Source organism: Brevundimonas intermedia (assembly GCF_027922165.1).
In the GTDB taxonomy this organism is placed as follows: domain Bacteria; phylum Pseudomonadota; class Alphaproteobacteria; order Caulobacterales; family Caulobacteraceae; genus Brevundimonas; species Brevundimonas intermedia.
Genome location: NZ_BSFD01000001.1, coordinates 453,045 through 477,914, shown reverse-complemented (window position 1 = coordinate 477,914; position 24,870 = coordinate 453,045). Strand labels below are relative to the sequence as shown.

Annotated in this window: 20 protein-coding genes and 1 tRNA gene; 9 read left to right on the top strand and 12 right to left on the bottom strand. The window is 69.0% G+C overall.

Going from position 1 to position 24,870, the window contains the following annotated elements; genetic code table 11:
* Positions 1-11: 11 nt before the first annotated feature.
* The 5 genes from trpB to PKE72_RS02245 are packed head-to-tail and all read left to right on the top strand — an operon-like array spanning position 12 to position 4,710.
* Entirely contained in the window at positions 12-1,214 is a 1,203-nt protein-coding gene (gene trpB, locus PKE72_RS02265) for a tryptophan synthase subunit beta (protein ID WP_373878064.1), read from the top strand.
* Positions 1,211-1,678: a hypothetical protein gene (locus PKE72_RS02260; RefSeq protein ID WP_271163842.1), complete on the top strand. Its 468-nt coding sequence runs from the start codon at positions 1,211-1,213 to the stop codon at positions 1,676-1,678. The genes trpB and PKE72_RS02260 overlap by 4 nt, the downstream gene beginning before the upstream one ends.
* Positions 1,675-2,517, top strand: coding sequence for a tryptophan synthase subunit alpha (gene trpA, locus PKE72_RS02255; RefSeq protein ID WP_271163841.1), 843 nt, complete (start codon positions 1,675-1,677; stop codon positions 2,515-2,517). The genes PKE72_RS02260 and trpA overlap by 4 nt, the downstream gene beginning before the upstream one ends.
* A gap of 10 nt (positions 2,518-2,527) precedes the next feature.
* Positions 2,528-3,418, top strand: coding sequence for an acetyl-CoA carboxylase carboxyltransferase subunit beta (locus PKE72_RS02250; RefSeq protein ID WP_271163840.1), 891 nt, complete (start codon positions 2,528-2,530; stop codon positions 3,416-3,418).
* A 5-nt stretch (positions 3,419-3,423) separates the two neighbouring features.
* On the top strand, positions 3,424-4,710 hold the full coding sequence (locus tag PKE72_RS02245; protein ID WP_271163839.1) for a bifunctional folylpolyglutamate synthase/dihydrofolate synthase: 1,287 nt from the start codon (positions 3,424-3,426) through the stop codon (positions 4,708-4,710).
* 172 nt (positions 4,711-4,882) lie between these two features.
* Here the strand turns inward: PKE72_RS02245 and PKE72_RS02240 are convergent, their stop codons facing one another.
* Positions 4,883-5,068, bottom strand: coding sequence for a hypothetical protein (locus PKE72_RS02240; RefSeq protein WP_271163838.1), 186 nt, complete (start codon positions 5,066-5,068; stop codon positions 4,883-4,885).
* Positions 5,069-5,189: 121 nt separating this feature from the next.
* On the opposite strand from PKE72_RS02240, the gene PKE72_RS02235 reads away from it, so the two are divergent.
* Positions 5,190-6,773 (top strand): GH39 family glycosyl hydrolase, encoded by a 1,584-nt coding sequence (locus PKE72_RS02235; RefSeq protein ID WP_271163837.1) that lies wholly within the window; start codon positions 5,190-5,192, stop codon positions 6,771-6,773.
* A gap of 59 nt (positions 6,774-6,832) precedes the next feature.
* Here the strand turns inward: PKE72_RS02235 and trxA are convergent, their stop codons facing one another.
* From trxA to PKE72_RS02200, 7 genes are all read right to left on the bottom strand, one after another.
* Positions 6,833-7,168 (bottom strand): thioredoxin, encoded by a 336-nt coding sequence (trxA, locus tag PKE72_RS02230; protein WP_008259544.1) that lies wholly within the window; start codon positions 7,166-7,168, stop codon positions 6,833-6,835.
* 265 nt (positions 7,169-7,433) lie between these two features.
* Positions 7,434-10,865, bottom strand: a complete 3,432-nt coding sequence (gene addA, locus PKE72_RS02225) for a double-strand break repair helicase AddA (protein WP_271163836.1) — start codon at positions 10,863-10,865, stop codon at positions 7,434-7,436.
* Entirely contained in the window at positions 10,862-13,945 is a 3,084-nt protein-coding gene (gene addB, locus PKE72_RS02220) for a double-strand break repair protein AddB (RefSeq protein ID WP_271163835.1), read from the bottom strand. The genes addA and addB overlap by 4 nt, the downstream gene beginning before the upstream one ends.
* Positions 13,942-14,637, bottom strand: coding sequence for an N-acetylmuramate alpha-1-phosphate uridylyltransferase MurU (gene murU / locus PKE72_RS02215; protein ID WP_271163906.1), 696 nt, complete (start codon positions 14,635-14,637; stop codon positions 13,942-13,944). The genes addB and murU overlap by 4 nt, the downstream gene beginning before the upstream one ends.
* 41 nt (positions 14,638-14,678) lie before the next feature.
* Entirely contained in the window at positions 14,679-15,776 is a 1,098-nt protein-coding gene (gene amgK / locus PKE72_RS02210) for an N-acetylmuramate/N-acetylglucosamine kinase AmgK (RefSeq protein ID WP_271163834.1), read from the bottom strand.
* Positions 15,763-16,221: a tRNA (adenosine(37)-N6)-threonylcarbamoyltransferase complex ATPase subunit type 1 TsaE gene (gene tsaE, locus PKE72_RS02205; protein WP_271163833.1), complete on the bottom strand. Its 459-nt coding sequence runs from the start codon at positions 16,219-16,221 to the stop codon at positions 15,763-15,765. Before tsaE ends, amgK begins: the two co-directional genes overlap by 14 nt.
* Positions 16,218-17,072 carry a GNAT family N-acetyltransferase gene (locus tag PKE72_RS02200; RefSeq protein ID WP_271163832.1) on the bottom strand — a complete coding sequence of 285 codons (855 nt, stop codon included), beginning with the start codon at positions 17,070-17,072 and terminating at the stop codon, positions 16,218-16,220. The genes tsaE and PKE72_RS02200 overlap by 4 nt, the downstream gene beginning before the upstream one ends.
* Positions 17,073-17,203: 131 nt before the next feature.
* Between PKE72_RS02200 and PKE72_RS02195 the strand changes: the two genes are divergently transcribed.
* Positions 17,204-19,315, top strand: coding sequence for a S9 family peptidase (locus PKE72_RS02195; protein ID WP_271163831.1), 2,112 nt, complete (start codon positions 17,204-17,206; stop codon positions 19,313-19,315).
* A gap of 77 nt (positions 19,316-19,392) precedes the next feature.
* Here the strand turns inward: PKE72_RS02195 and PKE72_RS02190 are convergent, their stop codons facing one another.
* Positions 19,393-19,701 (bottom strand): hypothetical protein, encoded by a 309-nt coding sequence (locus PKE72_RS02190; protein ID WP_271163830.1) that lies wholly within the window; start codon positions 19,699-19,701, stop codon positions 19,393-19,395.
* Positions 19,702-19,900: 199 nt separating this feature from the next.
* On the opposite strand from PKE72_RS02190, the gene PKE72_RS02185 reads away from it, so the two are divergent.
* Positions 19,901-21,937 carry an AsmA family protein gene (locus PKE72_RS02185; RefSeq protein WP_271163829.1) on the top strand — a complete coding sequence of 679 codons (2,037 nt, stop codon included), beginning with the start codon at positions 19,901-19,903 and terminating at the stop codon, positions 21,935-21,937.
* 61 nt (positions 21,938-21,998) lie between these two features.
* Positions 21,999-22,853, top strand: a complete 855-nt coding sequence (locus PKE72_RS02180; RefSeq protein ID WP_271163828.1) for an alpha/beta hydrolase — start codon at positions 21,999-22,001, stop codon at positions 22,851-22,853.
* A gap of 233 nt (positions 22,854-23,086) precedes the next feature.
* Here the strand turns inward: PKE72_RS02180 and PKE72_RS02175 are convergent.
* The 3 genes from PKE72_RS02175 to PKE72_RS02165 form a co-directional block, all read right to left on the bottom strand.
* Positions 23,087-23,171 (bottom strand) — tRNA-Leu (locus PKE72_RS02175).
* Between the two features lie 51 nt (positions 23,172-23,222).
* Positions 23,223-23,759 carry a CcdC protein domain-containing protein gene (locus tag PKE72_RS02170; RefSeq protein WP_271163827.1) on the bottom strand — a complete coding sequence of 179 codons (537 nt, stop codon included), beginning with the start codon at positions 23,757-23,759 and terminating at the stop codon, positions 23,223-23,225.
* A 53-nt stretch (positions 23,760-23,812) separates the two neighbouring features.
* Positions 23,813-24,832 carry a fumarylacetoacetate hydrolase family protein gene (locus PKE72_RS02165; RefSeq protein ID WP_271163826.1) on the bottom strand — a complete coding sequence of 340 codons (1,020 nt, stop codon included), beginning with the start codon at positions 24,830-24,832 and terminating at the stop codon, positions 23,813-23,815.
* Between the last annotated feature and the right edge of the window lie 38 nt (positions 24,833-24,870).

Here is a 24,870-nt window from a genome sequence, read left to right as displayed (position 1 = left end):
CTGCTCAGCCGCTGTCCAACGCCTATGCCTGGCCGGACGCGCAGGGGCGGTTCGGTCCCTATGGCGGGCAGTTCGTGGCCGAGACCTTGATGCCGCTGATCCACGAGCTGGACGCGGCCTATAGAGCGGCCAAGGCGGACCCGAGCTTCCAGGCCGAGTTGGACGGGTTCCTGACCCATTATGTCGGGCGCGAGAGCCCGCTGTATTTCGCCGAGCGGCTGACCGAACATTTCGGCGGGGCGCGGATCTGGCTGAAGCGCGAGGACCTGAACCACACGGGCGCGCACAAGATCAATAATTGCATGGGCCAGATCCTGCTGGCGCGGCGCATGGGCAAGACGCGGATCATCGCCGAGACGGGCGCCGGTCAGCACGGCGTGGCGTCCGCGACGGTGTCGGCGCGCTTTGGCCTGCCCTGCACCGTCTATATGGGCGCGGTGGACGTGGAGCGGCAGCAGCCGAACGTGTTCCGCATGCGTCTGCTGGGCTCGGAAGTCTTCTCGGTCACGGCCGGCGCTGCGACCCTGAAGGACGCGATGAACGAGGCGATGCGCGACTGGGTGACCAACGTCTCGGACACCTATTACATCATCGGCACGGCGGCGGGTCCGCACCCCTATCCGGCCATGGTTCGCGACTTCCAGTCGGTGATCGGCAAGGAGATCAAGACCCAGTCGATGGCCCGGATGGGCAAGCTGCCCGAGGCCGTCGTGGCCTGTATCGGCGGCGGATCGAACGCCATCGGCGCCTTCCACCCCTTCATCGAGGATGAGGCCGTGCGCCTGATCGGCGTGGAGGCGGCGGGCCATGGGCTGGATACGCCGGACCACGCGGCGTCGCTGAAGGGCGGGCGGTCGGGCGTGCTGCACGGCAACCGGACCTATCTGCTGCAAGACGACGACGGCAATATCGTCGAGGGGCATTCGATTTCGGCCGGGCTGGACTATCCCGGCATTGGGCCGGAGCACGCCTGGCTGCACGACATCGGCCGGGCCGAGTATCGGTCGGCGACGGACAATGAGGCGCTGGAGGCCTTCCAGCTTTGCTCGAAACTGGAAGGCATCATTCCGGCGCTGGAACCGGCCCACGCCCTGGCGCGGACGGGCGAAGTGGCGCGCGAAGTCGGCAAGGGCGGCGATGTCGTCCTGCTGATGTCGGGCCGGGGCGACAAGGACATCTTCCAGGTCGCCAAACATCTGGGAGTGGAACTGTGATCCGTAGCCTGCTGGCGGCGACCGCCGTGCTGAGCCTTTCGACCGCCGTTCAGGCCCAGGCGCCTGTCCAGACGCCTGTCGCGCCTACACAGGTTCAGCCGGCCGATGTCGCCCTGCTGCTGCCCGCGCAGCTTTCGCCGGATTGCGGCGGGCTGAACAATCTGGCCAGCCGGGCCTGGTGCGTCACCGCGCCCCTGGGCCAGATCGGCGCCCTCGCCGACGCCTATATCGCCGACCTGGCGACCAAGGGCTGGCTGGCGGCGGGCGGCGACGAGAACCGCGTCGTCCTGATCAAGCGTCGCGAGGGCGGCGGTTGCGAGGGCATGCAGATGGTCGCCTTCTACGACACGACCAAGACCGCTGTGGCCGAACTGCCCGGCTATCTGGGGTTCGCCGTCGTGCCTGGCGACGTGTGCGCCCAGGCCGCGGCTGAGAAGCCTGCTTCGGAAACCACGCCGCAATGACTACCGCCCGTATCGACGCCTGTTTCGCCGCGCTGAAGGCCGAGGGCCGCGCGGCCTTTATTCCCTATGTGATGGGGGGGGATCCGTCGCGCGAGGAGGCGCTGGCGATCCTGACCGGCCTGCCCGCCGCCGGGGCCGACATCATCGAGCTCGGCTTTCCGTTCAGCGATCCTATGGCCGAGGGGCCGCCGATCCAGCGGGCCGCCATCCGCGGGATGAAGGCGGGTTTCGGCCTGCGCTCGACCATGGATCTGGCGCGTGAGTTCCGTAAGGGTGACGAGGTCACGCCGATCATCCTGATGGGCTATCTGAACCCGATCGAGAGCCTGGGCTATGACGCCTTCGCCGCCTATGCCGCCGACTGCGGCATCGATGGGCTGATCGTGGTGGACTGCCCGCCGGAAGAGGCCGGGCCTCTGATCGCGGCGCTGGACAAGGTGTCGATCTCGCTGATCCGTCTGGCGACGCCGACCTCGGATGACGAACGGCTGAAGATCGTGGTCCAGGGGACGTCGGGCTTCGTCTATTATGTCGCCGTTGCGGGCGTGACGGGCGTCAAGGAGGCGAACGCGGAGGTCGTGGCCCCGGCGGTGGAGCGGGTGCGCAAGGCGTCGGGTCTGCCGGTCGCGGTTGGCTTCGGGGTCAAGACGCCGGAACGGGCGGCCGAGATCGCGCGGGTGGCCGACGCCGTGGTGGTCGGTTCGGCCCTGGTGGACGAGGTCGCGGCCGCGCTGGAGGCCGGGGAAGCCGTTGCGCCGCGCGTGCTGGCCCGGGTCAAGGCGCTGGGCGACGCGGTTCGGTCCGTGCGCACTGGTGCATCCCTGGCGGAAACCGTCTAAGAGCCCGCCCATGGTCGACAAGAACAAACCCCAGGAAAAGCGCGGCGGCTGGCTGAGCCGTTTCGCGCCCGGCGTCCGCAAGATCGTGTCGCGCCGCGACACGCCCGACAATCTGTGGGTCAAGGACCCCGACACGGGCGAGATGCTGTATCGCTCGGATCTGGAGGCCTCGCTGTGGGTCACGCCGTCGGGCCGCCATATGCGGATCGACGCGCCGACGCGGCTGAAGGCCACCTTCGACGGCGGCCAGTATGAGTCTATCGATACGCCGGACGTGCCGGAAGACCCGCTGAAATTCTCGGACGGCAAGTCCTACAAGGATCGCCTGAGCGCAGCGCGCAAGGCGGCGGGTCGCAAGGACACCATGGCCATCGGCTATGGCGTCGTCGGCGGCCAGGAGGCCGTGGTGATCGTCCAGGACTTCACCTTCATGGGCGGGTCGCTGGGCATGGCGGCCGGCGAGGCCTTCATCAAGGCCGCGCGCGAGGCTGTGGCCCGCAAGGTCCCGATGATTTGCTTCACCGCCGCCGGCGGCGCGCGGATGCAGGAAGGGGCCCTGTCGCTGATGCAGATGGCGCGGACCACCCTGGCCATCGAAGAGCTGAAGACCGCGAAACTCCCTTATGCCGTGGTTCTGACCGACCCGACGACGGGTGGCGTAACCGCCTCCTACGCCATGCTGGGCGACGTGCATCTGGCCGAGCCGGGCGCCCTGATCGGCTTCGCCGGTCCGCGCGTGATCGAGGCCACCATCCGCGAGAAACTGCCGCCGGGCTTCCAGCGCGCCGAATATCTGCAGGAAAAGGGCATGGTCGACCGGGTGGTTGTCCGCGCCGACCTGCCGCGCGTTCTGGGCCAGATCCTGTCCATGCTGATGGGCGGAAACCGTCAGGCGGCCTGACGGCTGTGGACCCGATCTCCGAGCGGCTGCGCGCCCGACATCCGCAGCGGATCGACTTGTCGCTGGATCGAATGAAGGCCCTGTGCGCCGCCCTGGGCGATCCGCAGCATAGGCTGCCGCCGGTGGTGCATGTGGCGGGCACGAACGGCAAGGGGTCCACCGTGGCCATGATCCGGGCCATCGCCGAGGCGGCGGGGCTGAAGGTTCATGCCTATACCTCGCCCCATCTGGTGCGGTTCAACGAGCGGATCCGGCTGGCAGGTCGGCTGATCGAGGATGATCATCTGAACGTCATCCTTGACCGGATCGAAGCCGCCATGGCCGAAACCGGCAGCGAGGCGACGGTGTTCGAGAGCACCACCGCCGCCGCCTTCCTGGCCATGGCCGAGACGCCGGCCGACCTGGCCATTATCGAGGTCGGGCTGGGCGGGGTGCTGGACGCCACCAATGTGATCGAGCGGCCGCTGCTGAGCGTGATCGCTCCGGTCGATTACGATCATGCGGAGTTCCTGGGCACGGACCTGGCTGTCATCGCCTCGGAGAAGGCGGGTGTGTTGAAGGCGGGCGCGCCGGCGGTGATCGCGCGTCAGCAGGAAGAGGCGATGAAGGCCATCGAGCGGCGGGCCGTCGATGTGCATGCGCGGCTGACCGTGTTGGGGGTGGATTTCGACGCCTGGCCCGAGCGGGGCGGGCTGGCGTTCCAGACGGCCGAACTGTTCATGGACCTGCCGGCGCCGGCTCTGGCGGGAGCGCATCAGATCGACAATGCGGCCTTGGCCGTGGCGGCGGCGGTCGAACTGGACCTGCCCGAGGCGGCGATCGCGCAGGGGCTGAAGGCCGTGCGCTGGCCCGCGCGGCTGCAACGGATTTCGGCGGGTCCGTATGGCGAGGCCGCGAAGGCGGCGGACGCCGAACTGTGGCTGGACGGGGGGCACAATCCCCATGCGGCGAGGGCGCTGGCGGCGTTTCTGGCCGAGCGACAGGCGCGGGCGCCGCGTCCGCTGGCCCTGATCTGCGGGATATTGTCGAACAAGGATGCGGGCGGGTTCTTTGCGGCGCTGAAGGACAGCCAGGCGACGGTCTTCACCGTCGGCTTCGACGGGGCGGCGGCCGAGCCGGCGGCCCTGGCGGCCGTGGCGCGCGGGCACGGGCTGGCGGCGACGCCGGCGGGATCGGTTGGCGAGGCGGTGGATCTGGCGCTGCGGCTCGGCGCGGGGCGGGTGGCGATCTGCGGGTCGCTGTATCTGGCGGGCGAGGTGCTGGGGGCGAGCCGAGAGACCTGGCCGGAGTGACGTCGTCTCACTCCCCCTACGGGGGAGGGGCGTCGCGCAGCGACGGGGTGGGGGCGGCAAGGCAAAAGCGCACTGATCTGACTTGAGATGTGTCGCCCTGCCGTTCCCACCCGGCTCCGGCTACGCCTCCGCCCCCTCCCCCGCAGGGGGAGGGAGAGTCCGGTGTGCTGTCTTACTTGCTCATCCAGGGGCGGGACTTGCCGGCGGCGATGCGGGCGTTCTGTTCGCGTTGGAAACGGCCGCCGCGCGGGGCCTGGGGACGTGCGTCGAGCGCCGCCTTCTTCAGACGCAGGGCGCGCTGGACGGGGGTTTCGTCTGCGGGAGCGTCGGCGTCCGGGGTTTGATCGTCTTGGCTCATGCGACTGACCTATCACACCGTGAGGGGCTTCGTCCCGAAGACGTGAAGCTGCGGCCAAACGACGAGTTGCCTCGCGTGTTTGTTAGCGCTACCAAAATGAAAACAACGACGGATGGAAACCATGGATCGGATGAAGATGTCAGGCCGAGCGGGGTTGGCCCTGATCGGGGCCTTGGCGGTGCTGGCGGGACCGGCGGCCGCTCAGAGCGCATCGGGCGCTCGCCCCATCGTGGTGGACGCTCGGGGGGCGACGAGCGCGCGCGACCGGATGGCGGAGTTTTCGGTCGGCGCCGACTATCCGGGGACGACGATCCGCGAGGACGCCCTGGGCCAGTTGAAGACGGTGTGTGACGAGCTGGGCTTTCGCTACATCCGCTTCCACGACATCTTCCACGACGACATGGGCGTGTATCGCGAGGTGGACGGCCAGCCGGTTTATGACTGGACCCGCGTCGATCAGCTTTACGATCGTATGCTGGGCATGGGGATCAAGCCCTTCATCGAACTGGGCTTTACGCCGGATGCGATGAAGACCTCGGACCAGACCATCTTCTACTGGAAGGGCAACACCTCCCACCCGCAGCCGGAGAAGTGGAGCGGGCTGATCGACGCCTTCGTGCGCCATCTGATCGACCGCTACGGCGCCGAAGAGGTGCGGTCCTGGTATTTCGAGTTCTGGAACGAGCCGAACCTGGACGGCTTCTGGGAGCGGGCCGATCAGGCGGCCTATTTCGACTATTACGGGCGTACGGTTCGGGCCATCAAGGCGGTGGATCCGGCGCTGCGGGTGGGCGGGCCTTCGACCGCCGGCGCGGCCTGGGTGCCCGAATTCCTGGCCTATGCCGACCAGCATCAGCTGCCGGTCGATTTCGTGACCACCCATACCTATGGGGTCGAGGGCGGCTTCCTGGACGAGAAGGGCGAGGGCGACAACAAGCTGTCGCGCGCGCCCGACGCCGTGGTCTCGGACGTGCGCAAGGTGAGGGGCGAGATCGAGGCCTCGACCCGGCCCGGTCTGCCGCTGTTCTTCACCGAATGGAGCACCAGCTATAATCCGCGCGATCCGATCCACGACGACTATTTCGGCGCCTCATACGTCCTGACCAAGCTGCACGAGAGCGAGGGCCTGGTGCAGGGGATGAGCTACTGGGCCTTCAGCGACCTGTTCGAGGAGCCGGGGCCGCAGACCAAGCCGTTCGACGGGGGGTTCGGCCTGATGAACCCGCAGGGCGTGCGCAAGCCGACCTTCTTCGCCTACAAATATCTGAACAGCCTGGGCGACCGCGAACTGGCCACCGGCGACGCCCAGAGCCTCGCGGCGCTGAAGGGCGAGACGGTGCAGGTGCTGGCCTGGCGCTATGAACTGCCGGACCAGCCGATCAGCAACCGGCCCTTCTTCCGCCAGGTGCGCGAGCCCTCGGCGGCGGCGCCGCTGGATATCGTCGTTCAGAATCTCACGCCCGGCGTCCACCGCGCGACGGTGCGGCGGGTCGGGTTCCAGTCCAATGACGCCTATACGGCCTATCTGGAAATGGGCGCGCCGGCCGCACTGGACGCCGCCCAGTTGCAGCGGCTGAACGACCTGACGCGCGATACGCCCGAGGTGCAGTCCGTCACCGTGGGCGCCGATGGGAGGGGGCGGCTGAGCGTGCCGATGAAGACCTATGACGTGGTGCTGGTGGAGATCGACCCGGCCCGGCCGTAAAACGAAAACGCCCGCCGGTCGGAACCGGCGGGCGTTTGATCTTCAGCAGGGCGAAAGGATCAGGCGTCGGCCTTGACGCCCGCCTCGGCGAGCCATTCGACGATCTTGCCCTTGGGCATGGCGCCGACCTTCATCGAGGTCATCTGGCCGTCCTTGAACAGCATCAGGGTCGGGATGCCCTTCACGCCCAGCTTGGACGGGGTCATGGGGCTGTCATCGATATTGATCTTGGCCACGGTGACCTGACCGCCCAGTTCGTCGGCGATCTGTTCCAGCGCCGGGCCGATCTGTTTGCAGGGGCCGCACCATTCGGCCCAGAAGTCCACCAGCACGGGGGTGGAGGATTTCAGAACGTCGGCGTCGAAGCTTTCGTCCGTGACTTTTACAGTCGCCATGAATGGCTCCTTGGGGCGCCGGCGCTCGGCCCGCTGGGCCTCGCTGCTTGAGCGCGTGTTGATGTTGGCCGGAGCGTCCGGGTTCGGTCGGAGATGTGGGAGCGAATCGCGGGCAATTCAACTCCTGCCATCGCGGGGGTGGCGCTCCTTCTCCGTCATCCTCGGGCTTGACCCGAGGATCGGATGTTCCGCCGCTCCTGCAAAGACGGTGACGCACAGCCCGCTCTACGCCCGGTCCTCGGGTCAAGCCCGAGAATGACGGGGGCTAAGGCGTGAGCGCCGCGTCCAGCATCGCCTGCGGGATCGGCATCAGTTTGGGGCCGTCGGTCCAGACCAGGGCGGCCTCGACCGGGCGGTCGGGATAGAGGCGTTTCAGCACGGCGACATAGACGGCGGCCTGAAGCACATAGGCGGGATCGACCCGGTCGAGGGCGTCGGGGGCGGGGCGGTTGGTCTTGTAGTCGATCACCAGCACCCGGTCGGGCGTGACCACCAGCCGGTCGATGCGGCCGTTGATCGCCACGCTGGACGGGCCAGGCAGGGCGCCGGTCAGGGCCACTTCGGCGCGGGATCCAGGACCGAAGACCGGGGCGAAGCGGGCGTCGTCCAGCACCGAGAAGGCGGCGGCGATCATTTCGGCGCGCTGGGCCTCGTCCAGATCGGTCTCGCGCGCCAGCAGGCGCCGTGCGGCGTTGGGACGGTCGGCGGGTCCGATCTCGGGCAGGCGCTCCAGCAGACGGTGGATCAGGTCGCCGCGCCGGAACCGGCCCAGGGCCGCGCCGCCGGCCGCGCTGCGGGCCAGGGGCGAGGGGGCGGGGATGCGGATCGAGCCCTCCATCCGTGACGGCGCGGCGAAGCGGGCGGCGGCGTCGGCGGGGGGCGGCGTGGCGGCCCAGGTGGGCAGGGCTGAGGTCGTGCGGTCTTGGGCGGCCTGCGTCGGGCGGCGTTCGGGGTCGACGCCGAAGCGGCGGACGCCGTTCTCGACCTCGCGCACCTGATCGCCCAGGCGGTCGAAGGTCTCTTCGATCACCGACCACCAGCTGCCGGGTTCGGCGCCCCGGCTGGAGGCGCGGCCCATGACGATGACGCGGTCCCGCGCGCGGGTCAGGGCGACATAGAGCAGACGCAGGGTCTCGTCGTCGGTGCGGGCCTGGCGCGCCGCGCGAGCGTCGGCCGAGGCAGGGCAGTCGTCCTTGGCCGAGCCGGGCGCCATCAGCCAGGCTTCGCCTTCGTCTTCCGCCGTGACGGCGGGCATCAGGGACGGGCCCTGGGCCTTCGCCTTCATGGTGGTGTCGGGCAGGATGACGATGGGCGCCTCCAGCCCCTTGGCGCCGTGGACGGTCATGACGCGGACCTCGCCGCGCGCGCCTTCCAGTTCGCGCTTCACCTCGACATCGGCGGCCTCGAGCTGGGCCAGGCAGGATTCAAGGTCGATCGCGCCGCGGTTCTCGGCCGCCAGGACCTGGTTCAGGGTTTCGTCGACGGCTTCTTCCGCCTCGCGGCCCAGCCGGGCCAGGATGCGGGCTCGGCCCGAACGGCCCGTGTCGTCCACTCGGTTCAGGGCCTGGGAGAAGAAGGCGAAGGGATCGCCGCCGCGTGCATCGACGGCGGCCTGAAGCGCGTCGCGGGCGCGGGTCCATTCGGGGCGTTCGTGCGCCCGGTCGCGCAGGTCGCGCCACAGCTGGCCGGACTTGCGGTTCTCGCGCCCGGCCAGGGCGTAGAGGCCGTCCTCGTCCACGTCGCACAGGGGGCTGCGCAGCACCTCGGCCAGGGACAGGTCGTCGTCGGGGAAGAGGGCGAACCGAGCCAGGGCGATCAGGTCGTCGAAGACGATATGGCTGGACAGTTTCAGCCGGTCGGCGCCGGCGACGGGGACGCCCTCGGTCTTCAGCGCGCGAATGATCTCTTCGAAGGTGGCGTCGCGGCGGCGGACCAGGACGATGTAGTCGCCGTAGCCGGCGGGGCGGAGCGCGCGGGTGCGGCTGTCGAAGACAGCCAGGCCGCTTTCGACCTGGCGGCGGATCTCGCGGGCCAGGTCGCGGGCCAGGCGTTTGCGGGCGCTACCGACGCTCTCCTGATCGACCGGATCATCCCAGGCGTCGGTCTCGGGCGCGGGCTCGTCCACGAACAAGGGCCACAGGTCGATGGCGCCGTGCTGGCCGATACGGGCGGGGATGTGACGGGCGATGTCGCCCTGGGGGCCGGTCAGGGCGCGGGTGCGGTCGGGGTCGGCGAAGACGGCGTCGACGAAGGCGAGCACCTCCTCGGTCGAACGGTAGGAGGTGTTGAGCTCGGGCCCGGCGAAGGGCTCGCCGGCGCCCTCGGCCAAGGCCAGGAAGTCGGCCCGTTCCTGGCGCAGACGCTCCGGCCGGGCGCCCTGGAAGGAGTAGATCGACTGTTTCTCGTCGCCGACGGCGAAGACGGTGCGGCCCGAGGCCCGATTGGGTGAACCTTGGCCGGAATAGAATTCTCCGGTCAGGGCGCGGACGATGGCCCATTGTTCGGGGGCGGTGTCCTGGGCCTCGTCGATCAGGACGTGATCGACCCCGCCGTCCAGCTTGTACAGCACCCAGGCGGCGGCCCCGCTGCGGGTCAGCAGGGCGGCGGCGCGGGCGACCAGGTCGGGGAAGTCGAGGGCCCCGCGCTGGGCCTTTGCGGCCTCGTAGAAGGCGGCGTGGGCGCGGGCCAGGGTCAGGACCTTGATCGTGTCGTCGGCGATCCGCGCCTTGCGCAGGGCCTCGCGGGTGGCGAGGAACTGAGTTTGCAGATCGACCAGCCAGCCGACCGCCCCTTGCGGCGCCGACTTGGTGCCCATGCTCTTTCGCGGCTCGCCCGCCTGGGTGCAGAAGACTCCGGCCAGGGCCGCGAACCCGGCGTAGGGGGGCGCGGCCACGCTCATGGCGTCGGCGATCTTGCGGTCGTTGGTCGAGCCGGTCTCCATGGCCTCGGCCATGCGGTTCCATTCGGCGGGGTCGATCCAGGCGACGAAGTCCTGTTCCAGATCCTCTGGACTGCGACCCGCCTCGGCGCCGGTGAGGGCGTAGGGATCGGGCGCGGTTCCGGCCTCGGCGCGGTCGATATAGTCAAGCAGGTCCGCGCGCTTGGCCTCGATCATCGACAGCAGGGCCTGGAACCTCTGCCAGTCCAGTTCGACGGCGAAATGGCTGTAGGCCTGGCCGATGGGACCGTCCGGATCGGCGACGGCGGCGCGGGCCAGATCCTCGCGCGCGGAATGGCTGAGGGCGGTGGCGGCCTGGTCTTCCAGCACGGTGAAGCGGGGCGAGACCCCGGCCTCGAGCGGGAAGCGACGCAGCAGTTTTTCGCAGAAGGCGTGGATGGTCTGGATCTTCAACCCGCCCGGCGTCTCCAGCGCGCGGGCGAACAGTTTGCGGGCGCGCGACAGGGCCGCGTGATCCATCGCCTGCGGATCGCCGTCGTCCAGCCGGGCCAGTTCGCGCGACAGGGCGGCGTCGTCCAGCACGGCCCAGCCGCCCAGCTGGTCGAACAGCCGGGCCTGCATCTCGGCGGCGGCGGCCTTGGTGTAGGTGACGCACAGGATGGCGCCGGGATCGACCTGGTCCAGCAGCAGCCGCGCCACTCGGTTGACCAGGGTGGTGGTCTTGCCCGAGCCGGCGTTGGCGGTGACGAAGACGGTCAGGCGGGGATCGGCGGCGACGATCTGAGGAGAGAGGCTCATTCGCTGTCGTCCCCGTCGCCGATCACCGACCATTCCCAGACGCGGGCCAGATGGTCGTAGTTGCCGCCCTGATTGCCCATGAACTGGGGCGCGGCCCATGAGACATAAGGGGTATTCGGGTCGTCAAAACGAGCGACGCGGCGCTTCAGCCCCTCCAGCGCCGCCTGGGCCAAGTCGGCGGCCTCTGCGCCTGAGGCGCGGGTGATGACCTCGCCCGCCGTCTTGCGCCCGACCACGCGGACATAGGTCAGTTCGTCGGGCGTGACCGGGCCGTTGGTGCGTTCGAACCCGCCGTCGGCCAGAATGGCGGCGGTGAGGGTCAGTTGGGGGGCGAAGCCGGACTTGACCTGTTTGGCGCTGGGGGCCGCGCCGGTCTTGAAGTCCATCACCGCCGCGCCGTCGGAGGCCAGCTCGATCCGGTCGGCGAAGGCCTTGACGGTGAAGGGGCCGGCGGGGGCGTCGAAGGTCATGGTCCCCTGTTGCTCGACCAGGATGTCGACGCCGCGCGCGCGGCGGCGACGCTCGAAATCGGTCAGCCATCGGGCGCAGTTGCGGGCCAGGGGCGCCTCGCGGGCCATGGCCGCATCCTCGAAGCCGCGCGCGCCCAGTTCGCGCAGCAGATGGTCGTGTAGGATGGTTTCGCAGTCGTCGGGCAGGTCGTAGGGCCAGTCCAGGGTCAGCCGTTCGATGGCCGCATGGACGGCGTTGCCGCGCGCCAGGGCCTCGGCCGAGGCGCCGGGACGCTCCATCGCCTCCAGCCCCAGCACCCACAGGGCGTAGATGGCGTAGGGATCGCGCACCCAGCGCTCGATGCGGGTGACATAGAGGCTGCGGGGGCGGCGATGCACCGGTGGGCGCGGCTCGGGCCGTTTGGCGAAGCGCGGCGGTCCGGGCGGGGGTGCGTCCAGGGCGCGGGCCCAGTCGAGGACGGTGGTTGGGCGGGCGATGGAGACGGGCGTCTCCGCCGCATCGGCGCCGCGCGTCAGCATCTCCAGCCGCCACAGCCAGCGCGAACGCACGGCCGGCTGGCCGCCGCGCCGTTCGCTATGGACCAGGATCACCTCGTCGGCGCAGGCGGCCTGGACGAAGTCCTGGGCCGTCTGACCCAGGCGGCGTTCGGGCGGGGGCAGGCCCAGGGCCTTGCGCATCGGGCGCGACAGGAAGGGATCGGTCGGGGCGGCCTGGGGCCAGACGCCTTCCTCCAGGCCCGCCAGGATCATCCGGTCGGCGCGCACCAGCCGCGCCTCTATGGCCCCCAGGATCCGTAGCGACGGATGGGTGGCGCCGCCGGTGCGGACCACGGTCTCCTGCACCAGGGACGCGACCAGTTCCGCCAGTTCTGCGCGGCGGATGCGACCCAGGGAGGCCCCGCCCTCGATCAGGCCGGACAGAAGGGCGGCGGCGGCCTCGCCGTCGGGGCCGGCCCAGGCGTCCTGACCGGCAAGCGTTTCGATCAGCCGGGTCAAAGCCGAGGCGGCCGTGTTTAGATCCGCCTCGGGCATGAAGACAGCGGTCGCGGCTTCGACGGCGGTTTGCAGATGATCGACCAGTCGGGTCGCGGCCGACAGTCGGGCCTGTTTCCATTCGGGGGGCGCCTTGCCGCGCCGGTCGGGCTGGACCGCCTCCAGCAGGCGATGGCGGATGGCGGCGAAGTCGCGCGGGCGGGGGCCGCGCAGGGCGTGCTCCTCCAGCGCGGCGACGGCGGCGGCCTGAGAGGAGTCGCCCAGGTCGAACCGGGCCAACGGGTGTTTGACGACGGCCAGCAGCAGATGGGGCTGTACCGGATCGGCGATCCAGCGGGCGCACAGATCGACCAGGGCGCCGGCGGGCAGACGCGACAGGGGCGCGCCGGCCGACGAATCCGGGATGACGCCCCAGCGTTCCAGCCGGGCGGCGACGCGGCGGCCCAGGGCCTGGTCGGGCGTGACGAGCGCGCAGGTCCTTCCTGTTCCATCAGGATTGGGCGTCTCCAGCGTCTCGCGCATCATCAGGGCGATGGCGGCGGCGGCCTCTTCCTCGGCGCGGACGGTGAGCAGGGACAGGCCTTGCAGACCTTCGGCGATGGGGTCGCGGGCCTCGCCCCGCGCGGCGGCGGCCGAACGGATGTCGCGGATGGCGCGGCGCCAGTCGTCGGTGGCCTCGGCGGGGCGCAGGGCTTCGTTGACCAGCCGCTGGCGCGCCAGGCCTTGCGCCGAGGCGGCGGGGGCGACCGGAGGGCGGAACCAGGGGCGGACGGCTTCGCGGGGGATTTCGCAGCGGTCCAGCAGCCGTTTCATCGCGCTCTGCGGATGCTGTTCGTCCAGCCGGTCCCAGACCGCCTCATCCAGATCGAGGTCCAGTCCGGGCAGGACGACGCAGCCCAGCGGCGCCCTGGCCACGGCCTTCAGCACGTCGCCGGCGGCGGGGACGGTGCCGGTCGAACCGGCGGCGATGACGGCTTGGGTCGGGGGCGTGTGGTCCCAGAGTTCGGCAAGGCGGCGCAGCAGGGTCGCGCGGCGCCAGGCGGGATCAACCAGGCCCAGTTCGGCCAGGCGTTTGGGCCAGGCGGTGACGGCGAGTCCCAGGAACTCGGCTGATCGTTCCCAGTGTTCGGCCATTTCGCCGTCCACCAGTGTGGCGATCCGCTCGGGGTTCTGGATTTCTTCCAGCTGGCAGGAATCGAGGAAGCCGCCGAGCGCATCGGCCAGGTCCAGGGCCCGCATCGGCGTCAGGCCGCTGTCGAACTGTTCGACGATCATCCGCGCCATTTCGAACCGGCGGGTCAGAGCGGGGATGGCGGGCGGCAGGTCGAGGCCGAGGGCGCCGGGGGTGAAGGGCGGCTCGTCCTCTTCCAGATCGCCCAGAGGCCGGACCTGGGGCAACAGGATGGGGCGGCCCTGAGAGAGTTTCGACAGGGCGCCGGTGAAGGCGCGGGCGGCGCGGCGGTTGGGTAGAAGGATGGTGGCGTCGGACAGGGTTTCGGGCGGCAGATCGCCAAGCCAGGCGAGGACGCCGGCGGCCAGATCTTCAAGGAAGGGCCGGTGGGCGGGGATGGCGTACCAACGGGGGCTGGACGCCGCGAAGGGGTCGAAGCCGCTCACGCGTCTCCCGCCAGCTTCGCCTCGGCCTGATCCCGCGCCTGGGGATCGCCGACGTGCATCCAGTCGCCGTTCAGGACGCAGCCGTAGAGGCGACCCTCGGCGGCGGATTTGCGCCACAGGGGGCTGAGGGAGAAGGGGCCGTCGGGGCCGTGATCGGCATAGCCGGGGTGGGTGATGTGGACGCCCATATAGGCGAAGGGGGCGGATGGGGCGTCGCCGCGGAAGGTCAGCTTCCCATCCTCTGCCAGGAAGAAGTCGCCGTCGCCCTCGAAGCCGATGGAGCCCTCGCGGCGGGCCAGCAGCAGGGCGGCGTCCATCGTGTCCGGGTTCCACAGGCGGACGAGGTCCGCCAACGCTTCGCCCCGGTCGATCCAGACGCTGTCGATATTGGCGACGAAGACGGGATCCTCGCCCAGCAGGGGATGGGCCTTCTTCAAGCCGCCGCCGGTCTCCAGCAGCTCTGCGCGTTCGTCGGAGATGATGATCCGTGGGCCGCGTCCACGCGCGGCCAGATGAGCCTCCAGCCGGTCGGCGAACCAGTGGACATTGACGACCGCTTGCTCGACTCCCGCGTCCGCCAGCCGGTCCAGTACATGGTCGATCAGGGCGCGGCCGCCGACCTCGACCAGGGCCTTGGGCCGGTCGTCGGTCAGGGGGCGCATCCGGGTGCCCAGGCCGGCGGCGAGCACCATGGCCGTCTTGCGGGCCGTCTTGAGCGCATTTTTGGGAGCGGTCATGCGCGCACCTCGGCGGGGACATGGCGGTCGAACCAGCGGGCGACGAGCGCCAGGGCCGGCTGTTCCAGATTGGCGTTCAGATGCCGCCACATGCGCGGCAGGAACTGACGATAGCGAGGCTTGCCGTCGCGGGCGATCAGCCGGGCGAAAATGCCGATGATCCGCGCCTCGTTCAGGGCGGCCAGCCCGGCGTAGTCGGCCATGAAGGCGGCGCGGTCGACCTGGGGCCGCAGGGTGAAGTAGCGGTCCAGGGCCTCGGCCTCCAGCGCCGGCGAGACGTCGCGGCGGGCGTCCTGAAGCAGGGAGTGCAGGTCCCAGGAGGGGTGGGCGCGAACCGCGTCCTGGAAGTCGATCATGCCGACGCGGGCGGGGCCGTGGCGCTCGGGCAGCCAGATCAGGTTCTCGGCGTGATAGTCGCGGTGGGCCATGACCGAGGCGCCGGCTGCGCCCGAGGCGACCAGGGGCGCCCAGGCCTCGCGCCACTCCGCGACGGCGGCGGCGTCGAAGGCGACGCGGTCGTCCAGACGGGGCAGCCAGTCGACGAACAGGTCGGCCCCGCCCTGAAGCGCCGTCTCGTCATAGGTCAGCAGGGGCCAGTCGCCGCCGGGGCCGTGCAGGGTTTGCGGCGGGTTCCCGGCCTCGTGCAGGGCGGCCAGGGCCTCGATGGCGGTCAGATACAGGGGCGTCTCGTCGGCGCCGTCTTCGATCACCCGGGCGAACAGGGCGTCGCCGAAATCCTCCAGCACCGCCAGGCCGTTCGGGGCGTCCAGGGCCGGGATTTCGGGGGCGGACAGGCCCAGCGACTTCAGATGGGCGGCGACGGCGGCGAAGGCTTCGATCCGGCCGGCGGACAGGCGGGCGACGGCGTTCCAGCCGGCGGCCAGACGCTGCTGCGGGGTCCAGGCCGGGTCGGCGGGGGGGCTTTCGGCGGCTGGGGCTTGGTCCATCAGCATCAGGGTGGGGCCGTCGGCCGGGATCAGCCGCTCGTAGCGCCGCGTCGAGGCGTCGCCGGGCAGGGGCGCGCGCGCGGCCTGGGCCAGGCCGGCGCCCTTCAGGAAGTCGAGGCGAAGCTGTTCGCGATCAGAGACGGACATGGTCGATCAGGTCTTCCCACCGGCCTACGCCGGAAACGGTCGCAACACGGCCGTCGCCGTGTTCGGAGATTTCGATGACCAGGCGGTCGGGCCCCAGGAACCGGCCCGGCTCCTCGCCTAACCGCTCGGGCCATTCGATGACGGCGCAGCCCTCGTCCAGCGCCTCGTCCAGGCCGATCTCGAAGGCCTCTTCCGGCCGGGTCAGGCGATAGAGGTCGAAATGGGCGACGGGCGGGTCGGACTCATAGAACTGAACCAGGGTGAAGGTCGGGCTGGGCACGTCCTCGTCTGGCGTGGTCAGGGCGCGGATCAGGCCGCGCGCCAGGGTGGATTTGCCCATGCCCAGCGGCCCGTACAGCAGCAGGCTGTCGCCGGGCTCAAGCAGAGGGGCGATAACCTGGCCCAGACGGGTGGTGGCCTCGGCGTCGGGAAGGTCGATCTTCATGGGAACACCGCGTCGGGATCGGCGGCCAGGGTGCGTTCGGTGAAATGTTTCAGGGCCACTGTGGCCTTGACGGCGTCAACGTCCAGTCGGTCGGGCGGGATGGGCCGGCCGACCACGACGTCGAAGGGCTTGCCCGTCTTGTTCAGCAGTTCGTGGAACAGGGTCACATCGCGCAGCTCCTGCGAGACCTTGTCGAACAGGTGGAACAGCCGGCTGTAGGGGCCGGTCACGTGCATGGGAATGACTGGAGCGCCGTATTTGCGCGCCAGGGAGGCGGCGGTGGACGCCCATTCGGGATCGGTCAGGACGCCGTTCTTCTCGCGGGCCAGACGGCCGGCGGGGAACATGACGACGCAGCGTTCGGCCTCGAAGGCGTCTTTCGCGGCGTTCAGGGTGGCGCGGGTCTTTTCGCGGGTGCGCTTGTCGTGGACCCATTCGACCGGGATGATCGTCTCGGCCAGTCGCGGCGAGACGCGCAGGGCGTCGGCGTTGGCGAAGAAGATGGCGTCGGGGCGACGCTGGCGGACGGCGTCATAGACCGCGACCCCATCGGCGATGCCGGTGGGATGATTGGCGACCACGACGCAGCGGCCGGTCGCGGGCAGGCGGTCCAGATGGGTGGTGGAGACCTTGAGCCGCAGCAGGTCAGAGACATAGTCGAGCGTTTCAGCGCCCGACCGGTCCCGGATGGCGTCGGCCATCCGCACTGCGGCCTTGTAGTTCAGCACAGAATACAGGGCCGGCCGCGCCACCGGCCACAGCGGCGAGGCGGTCAGACGCGGCGCGCGCTCGGCGATGAGGACATCGACGATATGGGGCGAACGGCGAACGGGAAGGGCGGCGGAATTCATGGACGTCCGCTTGTCGCCGGTTCGGGGAGAGGGAGCAAGCCTACCAGAGGCGGTGATGGGGATAGGCCAACTTCCACAGGGCGAACGGTGGTGCTACGCCTCGCCGCTGCAAGTTTTGCGAGGAATGCTCCATGCGCCACCGTTCCCTCCTGTCCGCCGCTTGTGCAGCGGTCGCCCTGATGAGCGCCGCTCCGGCCCTGGCCCAGATTCCGCCCGCGCCGATTCCGGCTGCGCCCGCCACGCCCGACGCCTTCACCTATCGCGACATGATCACCGCCAACCGCCTGGGCGATCCGCAGGTGTCGCCGGACGGCCGTTATGTGGTCTATTCGGTGACGACGACGGATGTGGAGGCGAATCGCCGCGCCGGCAGCCTTTGGATGCTGGATCTGGAGACGCCGGACGTGGCGCCGCGCCGCTTGACCATTTCGGATCAGGGCGCCAACACCGCCCGCTGGGGCGGGGACGGAAATCTGTATTTCCTGTCGGGCAAGTCGGGCGCCAGCCAGGTCTGGCGGGTGGCGTCTCCCACGGCGACGCCGGTGCAGGTGACCAATCTGCCGCTGGACGTGAACGCCTATCGGATCAGCCCGAGCGGCGACAAGGTGGCTGTGTCGCTGGCCGTCTATCCGGACGCGGCCGACCTGAACGCCTCGGTTGAGATGGGCAAGGCCGTGGCCGAGCGGAAAACGACCGGCCAGGTGTATGACCGCATGTTCGTGCGCCACTGGGATACGTGGAACGACCACACCCAGAACCACCTGTTCGTCCAGTCCATCGGCCGCAACGGCCAGACGACCGGGAACCCGGTTTGGGTGACCAAAGGCTTCGATGGCGACACCCCGTCCAAACCGTTCGGCGACGAAAGCGACTTCGTCTTCACTCCGGCGGGGGATTCCATCGTCTTCTCGGCGCGACTGGCCGGCAAGACCGAGCCGTGGAGCACCAATTTCGACCTGTGGAAGACCAACGGCCTGACCGGCGACGGAACCTTCTCGAACCTGACGCCGGACAATCCGGCGTGGGATGCGGGTCCGGTGTTTTCGCCGGATGGTCGGACCTTGGCCTATCGCGCCATGGCGCGTCCGGGCTTCGAGGCCGACCGCTATCAGATCGTGCTGATGGATGTGCAGTCGGGCCAGAAGCGCGAGATCGCGTCGAACTGGGACCGTTCGGCCGACACCCTGCAATGGTCGCGCGACGGACAGACCCTGTATACGACCGCCGGCGACGTCGGCTCGACCAAACTGTTCGCGGTGGATACGCGCAACGGCGTGGTGACTCCGGTCACTGGTCCCGGCCATGTCTCGGCTTTCCAGCAGACGCCGGCAGGCTTCGTCTTCGCCCAGGACAGTCTGAAGTCGCCCAGCGATCTGTATTTCAAGACCTATCTGGGCCGTGAAATGCCCCGTCGGCTCACCGTGGCCAACCCGGCCCTGGAGACCAAGACCTTTGGCGAATACGAACAGTTCAACTTCCCCGGTTGGAACAACGAGACGGTGCACGGCTATGTGATCAAGCCGGTCGGCTATGAGGAAGGGAAGAAATACCCGGTCGCCTTCCTGATCCACGGCGGGCCGCAAGGGTCGTTCGGCGACGGCTGGTCCTATCGTTGGAACCCCGAGACCTACGCCGGCGCCGGCTATGCGGTGGTGATGATCGATTTCCACGGCTCGACCGGCTATGGCCAGGCCTTCACCGACGCCATCAGCCAGCACTGGGGCGATAGGCCGTTGGAGGATCTGCAGAAGGGCTGGGCCGCCGCCCAGCAGAAGTATGACTTCCTGGACGGCTCCAACGCCTGCGCGCTGGGTGCGTCTTACGGCGGCTATATGATCAACTGGATCGCCGGCAACTGGTCCGACGCGTTCAAATGCCTGGTCAACCACGACGGCGTCTTCGACACCTTCGGCATGGGCTATTCGACCGAGGAGCTGTGGTTCACCGAGTGGGAATACGGCGGCACGCCGTGGGACAAGCCGGAGGGCTATCAGAAGTTCAACCCGGCCAACCATGTCGAAAACTGGAAGACGCCGATGCTGGTGGTGCAGGGCGACCTGGATTTCCGCATCCCCACGGCCCAGGGCCTGTCCACCTATACGGCGCTGCAACGCCGGGGCATCGACAGCCGCCTGATCGTCTTCCCGAACGAGAACCACTGGGTGCTGAAGCCCGCCAACAGCCTGCAATGGCACGACGAGGTGTTCGGCTGGCTCAACAAATATCTGACGCCGGCTCAATAGGGACGGGTCGCCGCCGAAACGAAAGAGGGGCGCAGCCGCAAGGCTGCGCCCCTTTTTTCATTGCGTCGCTTCAGAGGTCAGAGCGAGGCGCGCGTCTGGGTCGTGGAGACCAGGCGGTCGTATTGCCGCGCCGTCATGCAGCGCGGGACGGCCCAGCGCTGACCGGCCTGACGGGCGGCGACAGCCTCCTGGGCGGTGACGAAGACCGGCGCGGCGCCGAACTCGCGCTGATAGGCGCGGCGGGTCGCCGTGTCGGTGGCGCAGACCATAACGGACTGAAGCGTGGCGGCGCGGGCGGTTTCGGCGCGCGAAGCCTGGGCCAGGCTGGGCGTGGCGATCGCGGCCAGGGCGGCGGCGATCAGGGCGGGTGATACGAAACGGGTCATCGGGCATCCTCCTGTGGCCTGAATTAAGATCAGGGCTCTGATGAAATATGCGCCGATTTTTCGTCTTGTAAAGCTTTCACGACAACTAGGGTGAAGTCGGACTATAATTTTCGTCAGATCGACGTGAGAGCCGCCAGGCGGCGCCAAATCATCAACTGGTGCGTTGAGTCAGGTTGTTAAAGCCGACGTCTGGGCCAAAATGCTGAAATGGAACGAACTTTGGTCGAAACTGCGCCTTCACGGCGTGGCGCCGGCGGTCGGCCGCGCGCGGGAATTGCGCGATTGGGTTCGCGCGAACGATCCGGTCTATGCGGCGGTTCGCCGGCCCGGCCGGGCCGAGGCCTGGGCGGGGGGGCTGGGTCTGGCGTTGATCGGACTGGTGCTGCTGGCGGTGATCCTGTTCGATTGGAACATGCTGCGAGGGCCGATCGGGCGCTGGGCGTCGGCCGAGTATGATCGCGACATCGCGCTTCAGGGCGACCTCGACGTCAATCTGTTCAGCTGGACCCCGTCGGTGGTGGTGCGCGGCCTCAAGATCGGCGGCCCGGATTGGGCGAGGGATCGCAACACCGCCGATGTCGAGGAGATTCGCGCCTCAGTGCGGCTGCGTAAACTGTTCGCGGGCCGGATCGAGATGCCGCTGCTTAGTTTTACGCGCCCCCAGGTCGTGCTGATCACGGACAAGAGCGGCCGGAACAGCTGGGACCTGAATCCTGACAAGCCGGATACGGGCGAAGGGATGAAACTGCCGGTCATTCAGCAGCTGGTCATAACCGACGGCCGCTTGGTGTTTGATGAGCAGCGTCGAGACCTGAGACTGGAGGCGGCTGTCGATGCGCGCGAGGGCAAGGGCGGCGACGCCGGCTTCGTGCTGGACGGCGCGGGCGCGGTCAATGGTTCGCCCTTGAAGCTACGGATCCAAGGCGGGGCGTTCATCGATATTCGTCGCGACCGACCCTATCAGTTCGAGGCCACCGTCAGCGGCGCGGGCTCCAGCCTGATCGCCAAGGGCGCCGTCACCCGGCCGTTTGACCTGGGCCGGTTCGACGCCACCCTGACCCTGCAAGGCCGAGACCTGTCGGACCTCTATCTGCTGACAGGGGTCGCCTTGCCCAACACCCCGCCCTATCGCCTGTCCGGTGCGTTGAAGCGGGACGAGAACGTCTGGACCTTCAATGGTTTCGACGGCCGGGTCGGCGCCTCAGACCTGTCGGGCGACGTAAGGGTGGATGCGGCAGAGCGGCTGCGGGTCGATGCGAAACTGATGTCGCGACGCCTCGACATCGACGATCTGGCCGCCGTCTTGGGCGCGCGGACCGTAACGAACGAGGCGGGGTCCAATACCGAGGCGCCCGTGGCCGTGGGCGGCAAGCTTCTGCCCGACGCCCCGCTGCAGACTGAGCGCCTGCGCGCCATGGATGGCACCCTGACCTACCGCGCTGTCGCGGTTAAGGCCAATGACCTGGACGTGCGGGCGGTGAATCTGGGGGCGGAGTTGAAAGACGGGATCCTCAATCTCGACCCCGTCAGTTTCAACTTCAATCGCGGCGAACTGAACGGCACGGCGCGGATCAACGCGACGCGCGATACGCCCTACAGCGTCGTTGACTTCCGCCTGGCCGGCTATCCCCTGGAATCCATCATCCCGGCGCGCGGAGGTTCCGCCCCTCTGACGGGACGCGCCTTGGGGCGCGCCAGGCTGGAAGGACCAGGGGCGTCGATCCATGATTTCGCAGCGGCGTCCAAGGGCTCGCTCAGCCTGGTGGTGCCCGACGGTCAGATGCGGTCCGCCTTTGCCGAGCTGCTGGGCATCAACGCCAGCGCCGGTCTGCTGAAACTGTTGCGCGGCGATCAGTCGACGGCCCAGATCCGGTGCGCGGTCGCTGATTTCGACGTGCGGGGCGGCACGGCGACGGCCAAGACCCTGGTCATCGACACGGATGTGGTCCTCGCCCAGGGCACGGGGACGATCAATCTTGGGGCCGAGACGTTGAACCTGCGCGTGGACGGCGAGTCCAAGAAGCCGCGCCTGTTGCGGGTCTGGGCGCCCATTACGGTCAAGGGTGCGCTGACGGCGCCCCAGGTCGGGGTTGATGTGCGCGCCCTTGCGGGGCAGGGCGGGTTCGCCGGCCTGCTGGGCGCGGTGGTCGCGCCCGTCACCGCCCTGTTCGCCTTCGTCGATCCGGGCCTGGCCGAGGACGCCAACTGCGGCCGGTTGATCGCCGGCGCGCGATAATCTTCAAGGGGCTGAGCCGAACCCGGCGCGACGACGTATTGGAAGCCATGGATCGTTTTGCATGACACGCCGGGGGCTGTTCGCACCCGTCCTGGGCCTTATCGCCGGCGCCTGTTCGCCCTTGAGCCTGCTCAACAGCCTGGGGCCTCGAGACGCCGGCGCGCGCCGCGTCGCGCGCGACATCGCCTATGGCGACGACGCCCGGCAACGGATGGATCTGTACGCCCCCAGCGCGCCGGGATCCTATCCGACGCTGGTCTTCTTCTATGGCGGGGGCTGGGATTCGGGGTCGCGCGACCTGTACGGCTGGGCGGCGCAGGCCCTGGCGGCGCAAGGGTTCGTCGTGGCCCTCCCTGATTACAGGCTAGCGCCCCAGGCCGTCTTCCCCGCCTTCATCGAAGACGCCGCCGCCGCCACGGCCGGGGCGGCGGATATCGCCGCCGCTCATGGCGGAAATTCCGAGAGACTGGGTGTCCTGGGCCATTCGGCGGGGGCGCACCTCGCCATGATGATCGCGCTGGACCGCCGCTATATGGAGGCCGTAGGGCGTCCGGGTCTGATCAAGGCGGCGGCGGGTCTGGCGGGGCCCTACGACTTTCTGCCGCTCGATGCGGGTGCGGCGCAGAACGCCTTCGGCCGCGCGCCCGACCCCACCCTGACCCAGCCCGTCACCTTCGTTCGGCCGGACGCCCCGCCGATCTGGCTGGGCCACGGCACTGAGGATGTCGTGGTCCATGCCGAAGACACGACCATCCTCGACCAGCGGATGAGGGCGGCGGGCGGGCGGTCCGAGGCGAAACTCTATCCCGGCCTGGATCATGCCGACCTGGTGGCCACCTTCTCTCCCCTGTTCCGCAAAAAGGCGACCGTGCTGGCGGATGTGACAGGCTTCTTCCACAGGGCGCTGAGTCAATGACCGACTTTTTGCGGGTGAAGCGCATTTTCGTTAGCGAAGCACCTTTCCAACAATGCGACTTAATGCCAATGTGGATGCGGGTCGGATTTAAGTATTCGTACCGATCTTTTACGGCCCGTTCCGAACCTGATCTGGCTCCGGTGCGCGCATGCGCGCCGAACCTGCTGGCTCCGGGACGGGCCGTCTCCATATGAAGACCGCCTGCGAGCGCGAATTTCCATAAATTTTGAAGGTGGTGCGGGCGGCCGGGGTCGAACCGGCACTCCTTTCGGAACTGGATTTTGAGTCCAGCGCGTCTACCAATTCCACCACGCCCGCAGCGGAGCCGGTCTCATGCCACAGAGGCGACGGCGGCGTAAAGCGTGAACCTTAAGCCACGACCTCCACATGTGGATCAACGCCGCCGGCCTGTACCCGCTTGGCGCGGATGTACATCTCCACGCGCTGAAGGACGATCAGTCCCATGGCGAAGACCAGGAAGGCGTCGGTGACGGCCATGGCGTTCAGATGCCAGTCGGCGGCATGGGCTTCGATCAGGTCCCGCAGGCCGGCGCGGCCCGCGAACAGCACGACCAGCAGGATCAGGCCCAACGGCGAGGCCTGGGCCATCAGGGAGCCGTCCGGCTCCTTTTCGATGGTGACGGTCTTGCCGCGATACCAGCCCGCGAGACCGCCCAGGACGGCGCCCAGGGCCAGAACGGCCCAGGCGTCGGGGCCGAAGGGGGCATGGACGGCGCGGGGACTGTAGCTCGAACCCCAGATCCCAAGGCCGATCAGGGGCACGACGATGGCCGGCGTGATCCATAGGAACTGCGGTTTCAGCACCCGCTTGCGCCGGTTCTTCAGCAGCACCAGGATCAGCACGGCTGGGAAAACCAGCAGCGGTATGAGCTTCTCGGGCGGCATGGCGATCCTCCGGCGCCTCCCCCCGGAGACTGATCGCCGTCAGCCTAGCGCCGTTATGTGCGGCTTGGAAGCGGGGCGACCGTCTGTTCGATAGCGCCGAAGATCGAGTGGTGGTGGTCGTCCAGCATCTCGATCCGGACCGTGTCGCCATGGGCCAGGAAGGGTGTCTCGGGCGCGCCGCGCAGGATCGTCTCGACCGTGCGGACCTCGGCGATGCAGGAATAGCCCAGGCCGCCTTCGGAGACCGGCTTGCCGGGGCCGCCGTCGGCGTCGCGGTTCGACACGGTGCCCGAACCGATGATCGTCCCGGCCGACAGGGACCGGGTCTTGGCCAGGTGGGCGATCAGGGTTCCGAAGTCGAAGGTCATGTCCACGCCGGCGTCGGCCTTGCCGAAGTCGGCGCCGTTCAACTGGACGGTCAGTTCGCCGTGCAGCTTGCCGTCCTTCCAGCGGTCGCCCAGCGCCTCGGGCGTGACGAAGACGGGGGACAGGGCGCTGGCGGGCTTGGACTGGACGAAGCCGAAGCCCTTGGCCAGTTCGGCCGGGATCAGGTTGCGCAGAGAGACGTCGTTGACCAAGCCGACCAGGCGGACGGCGGCCAGGGCCTCGTCACGCGTCGCGCCCTGGGGCACGTCGCCGACGACCACGACGATCTCGGCCTCAAGGTCGCAGCCCCAGGCGGGGTCGGCGAGGGGGATGGGATCGCGGGGCGCCAGGAAGCTGTCGGAGCCGCCCTGGTACATCAGGGGATCGGTCCAGAAGCTGGCGGGCATCTCGGCGCCGCGCGCGCGGCGCACCAGCTCGACATGGTTCACATAGGCCGAGCCGTCGGCCCACTGATAGGCGCGGGGCAGGGGGGAGGCGGCGTCGCGTTCGTGGAAACGGCCGCGCGGCACGGCTTCGTGCTCGAGGCTTTCGGCCAGGGCCAGAAGCCGGGGACCGCAGCGGTCCCAGTCGTCCAGGGCGGCCTGGAGGGTCGGGGCGATCAGGAAGGCGTCGGTGAACCAGTGCAGGTCCTGCGAGACGACCACGAGGCGGCCGTCGCGGCCGTGCTTGAGCGAGGCGAGTTTCATGCCCAAGGCCTAGCCCGAATTCGCGGCGGGGGGAACAG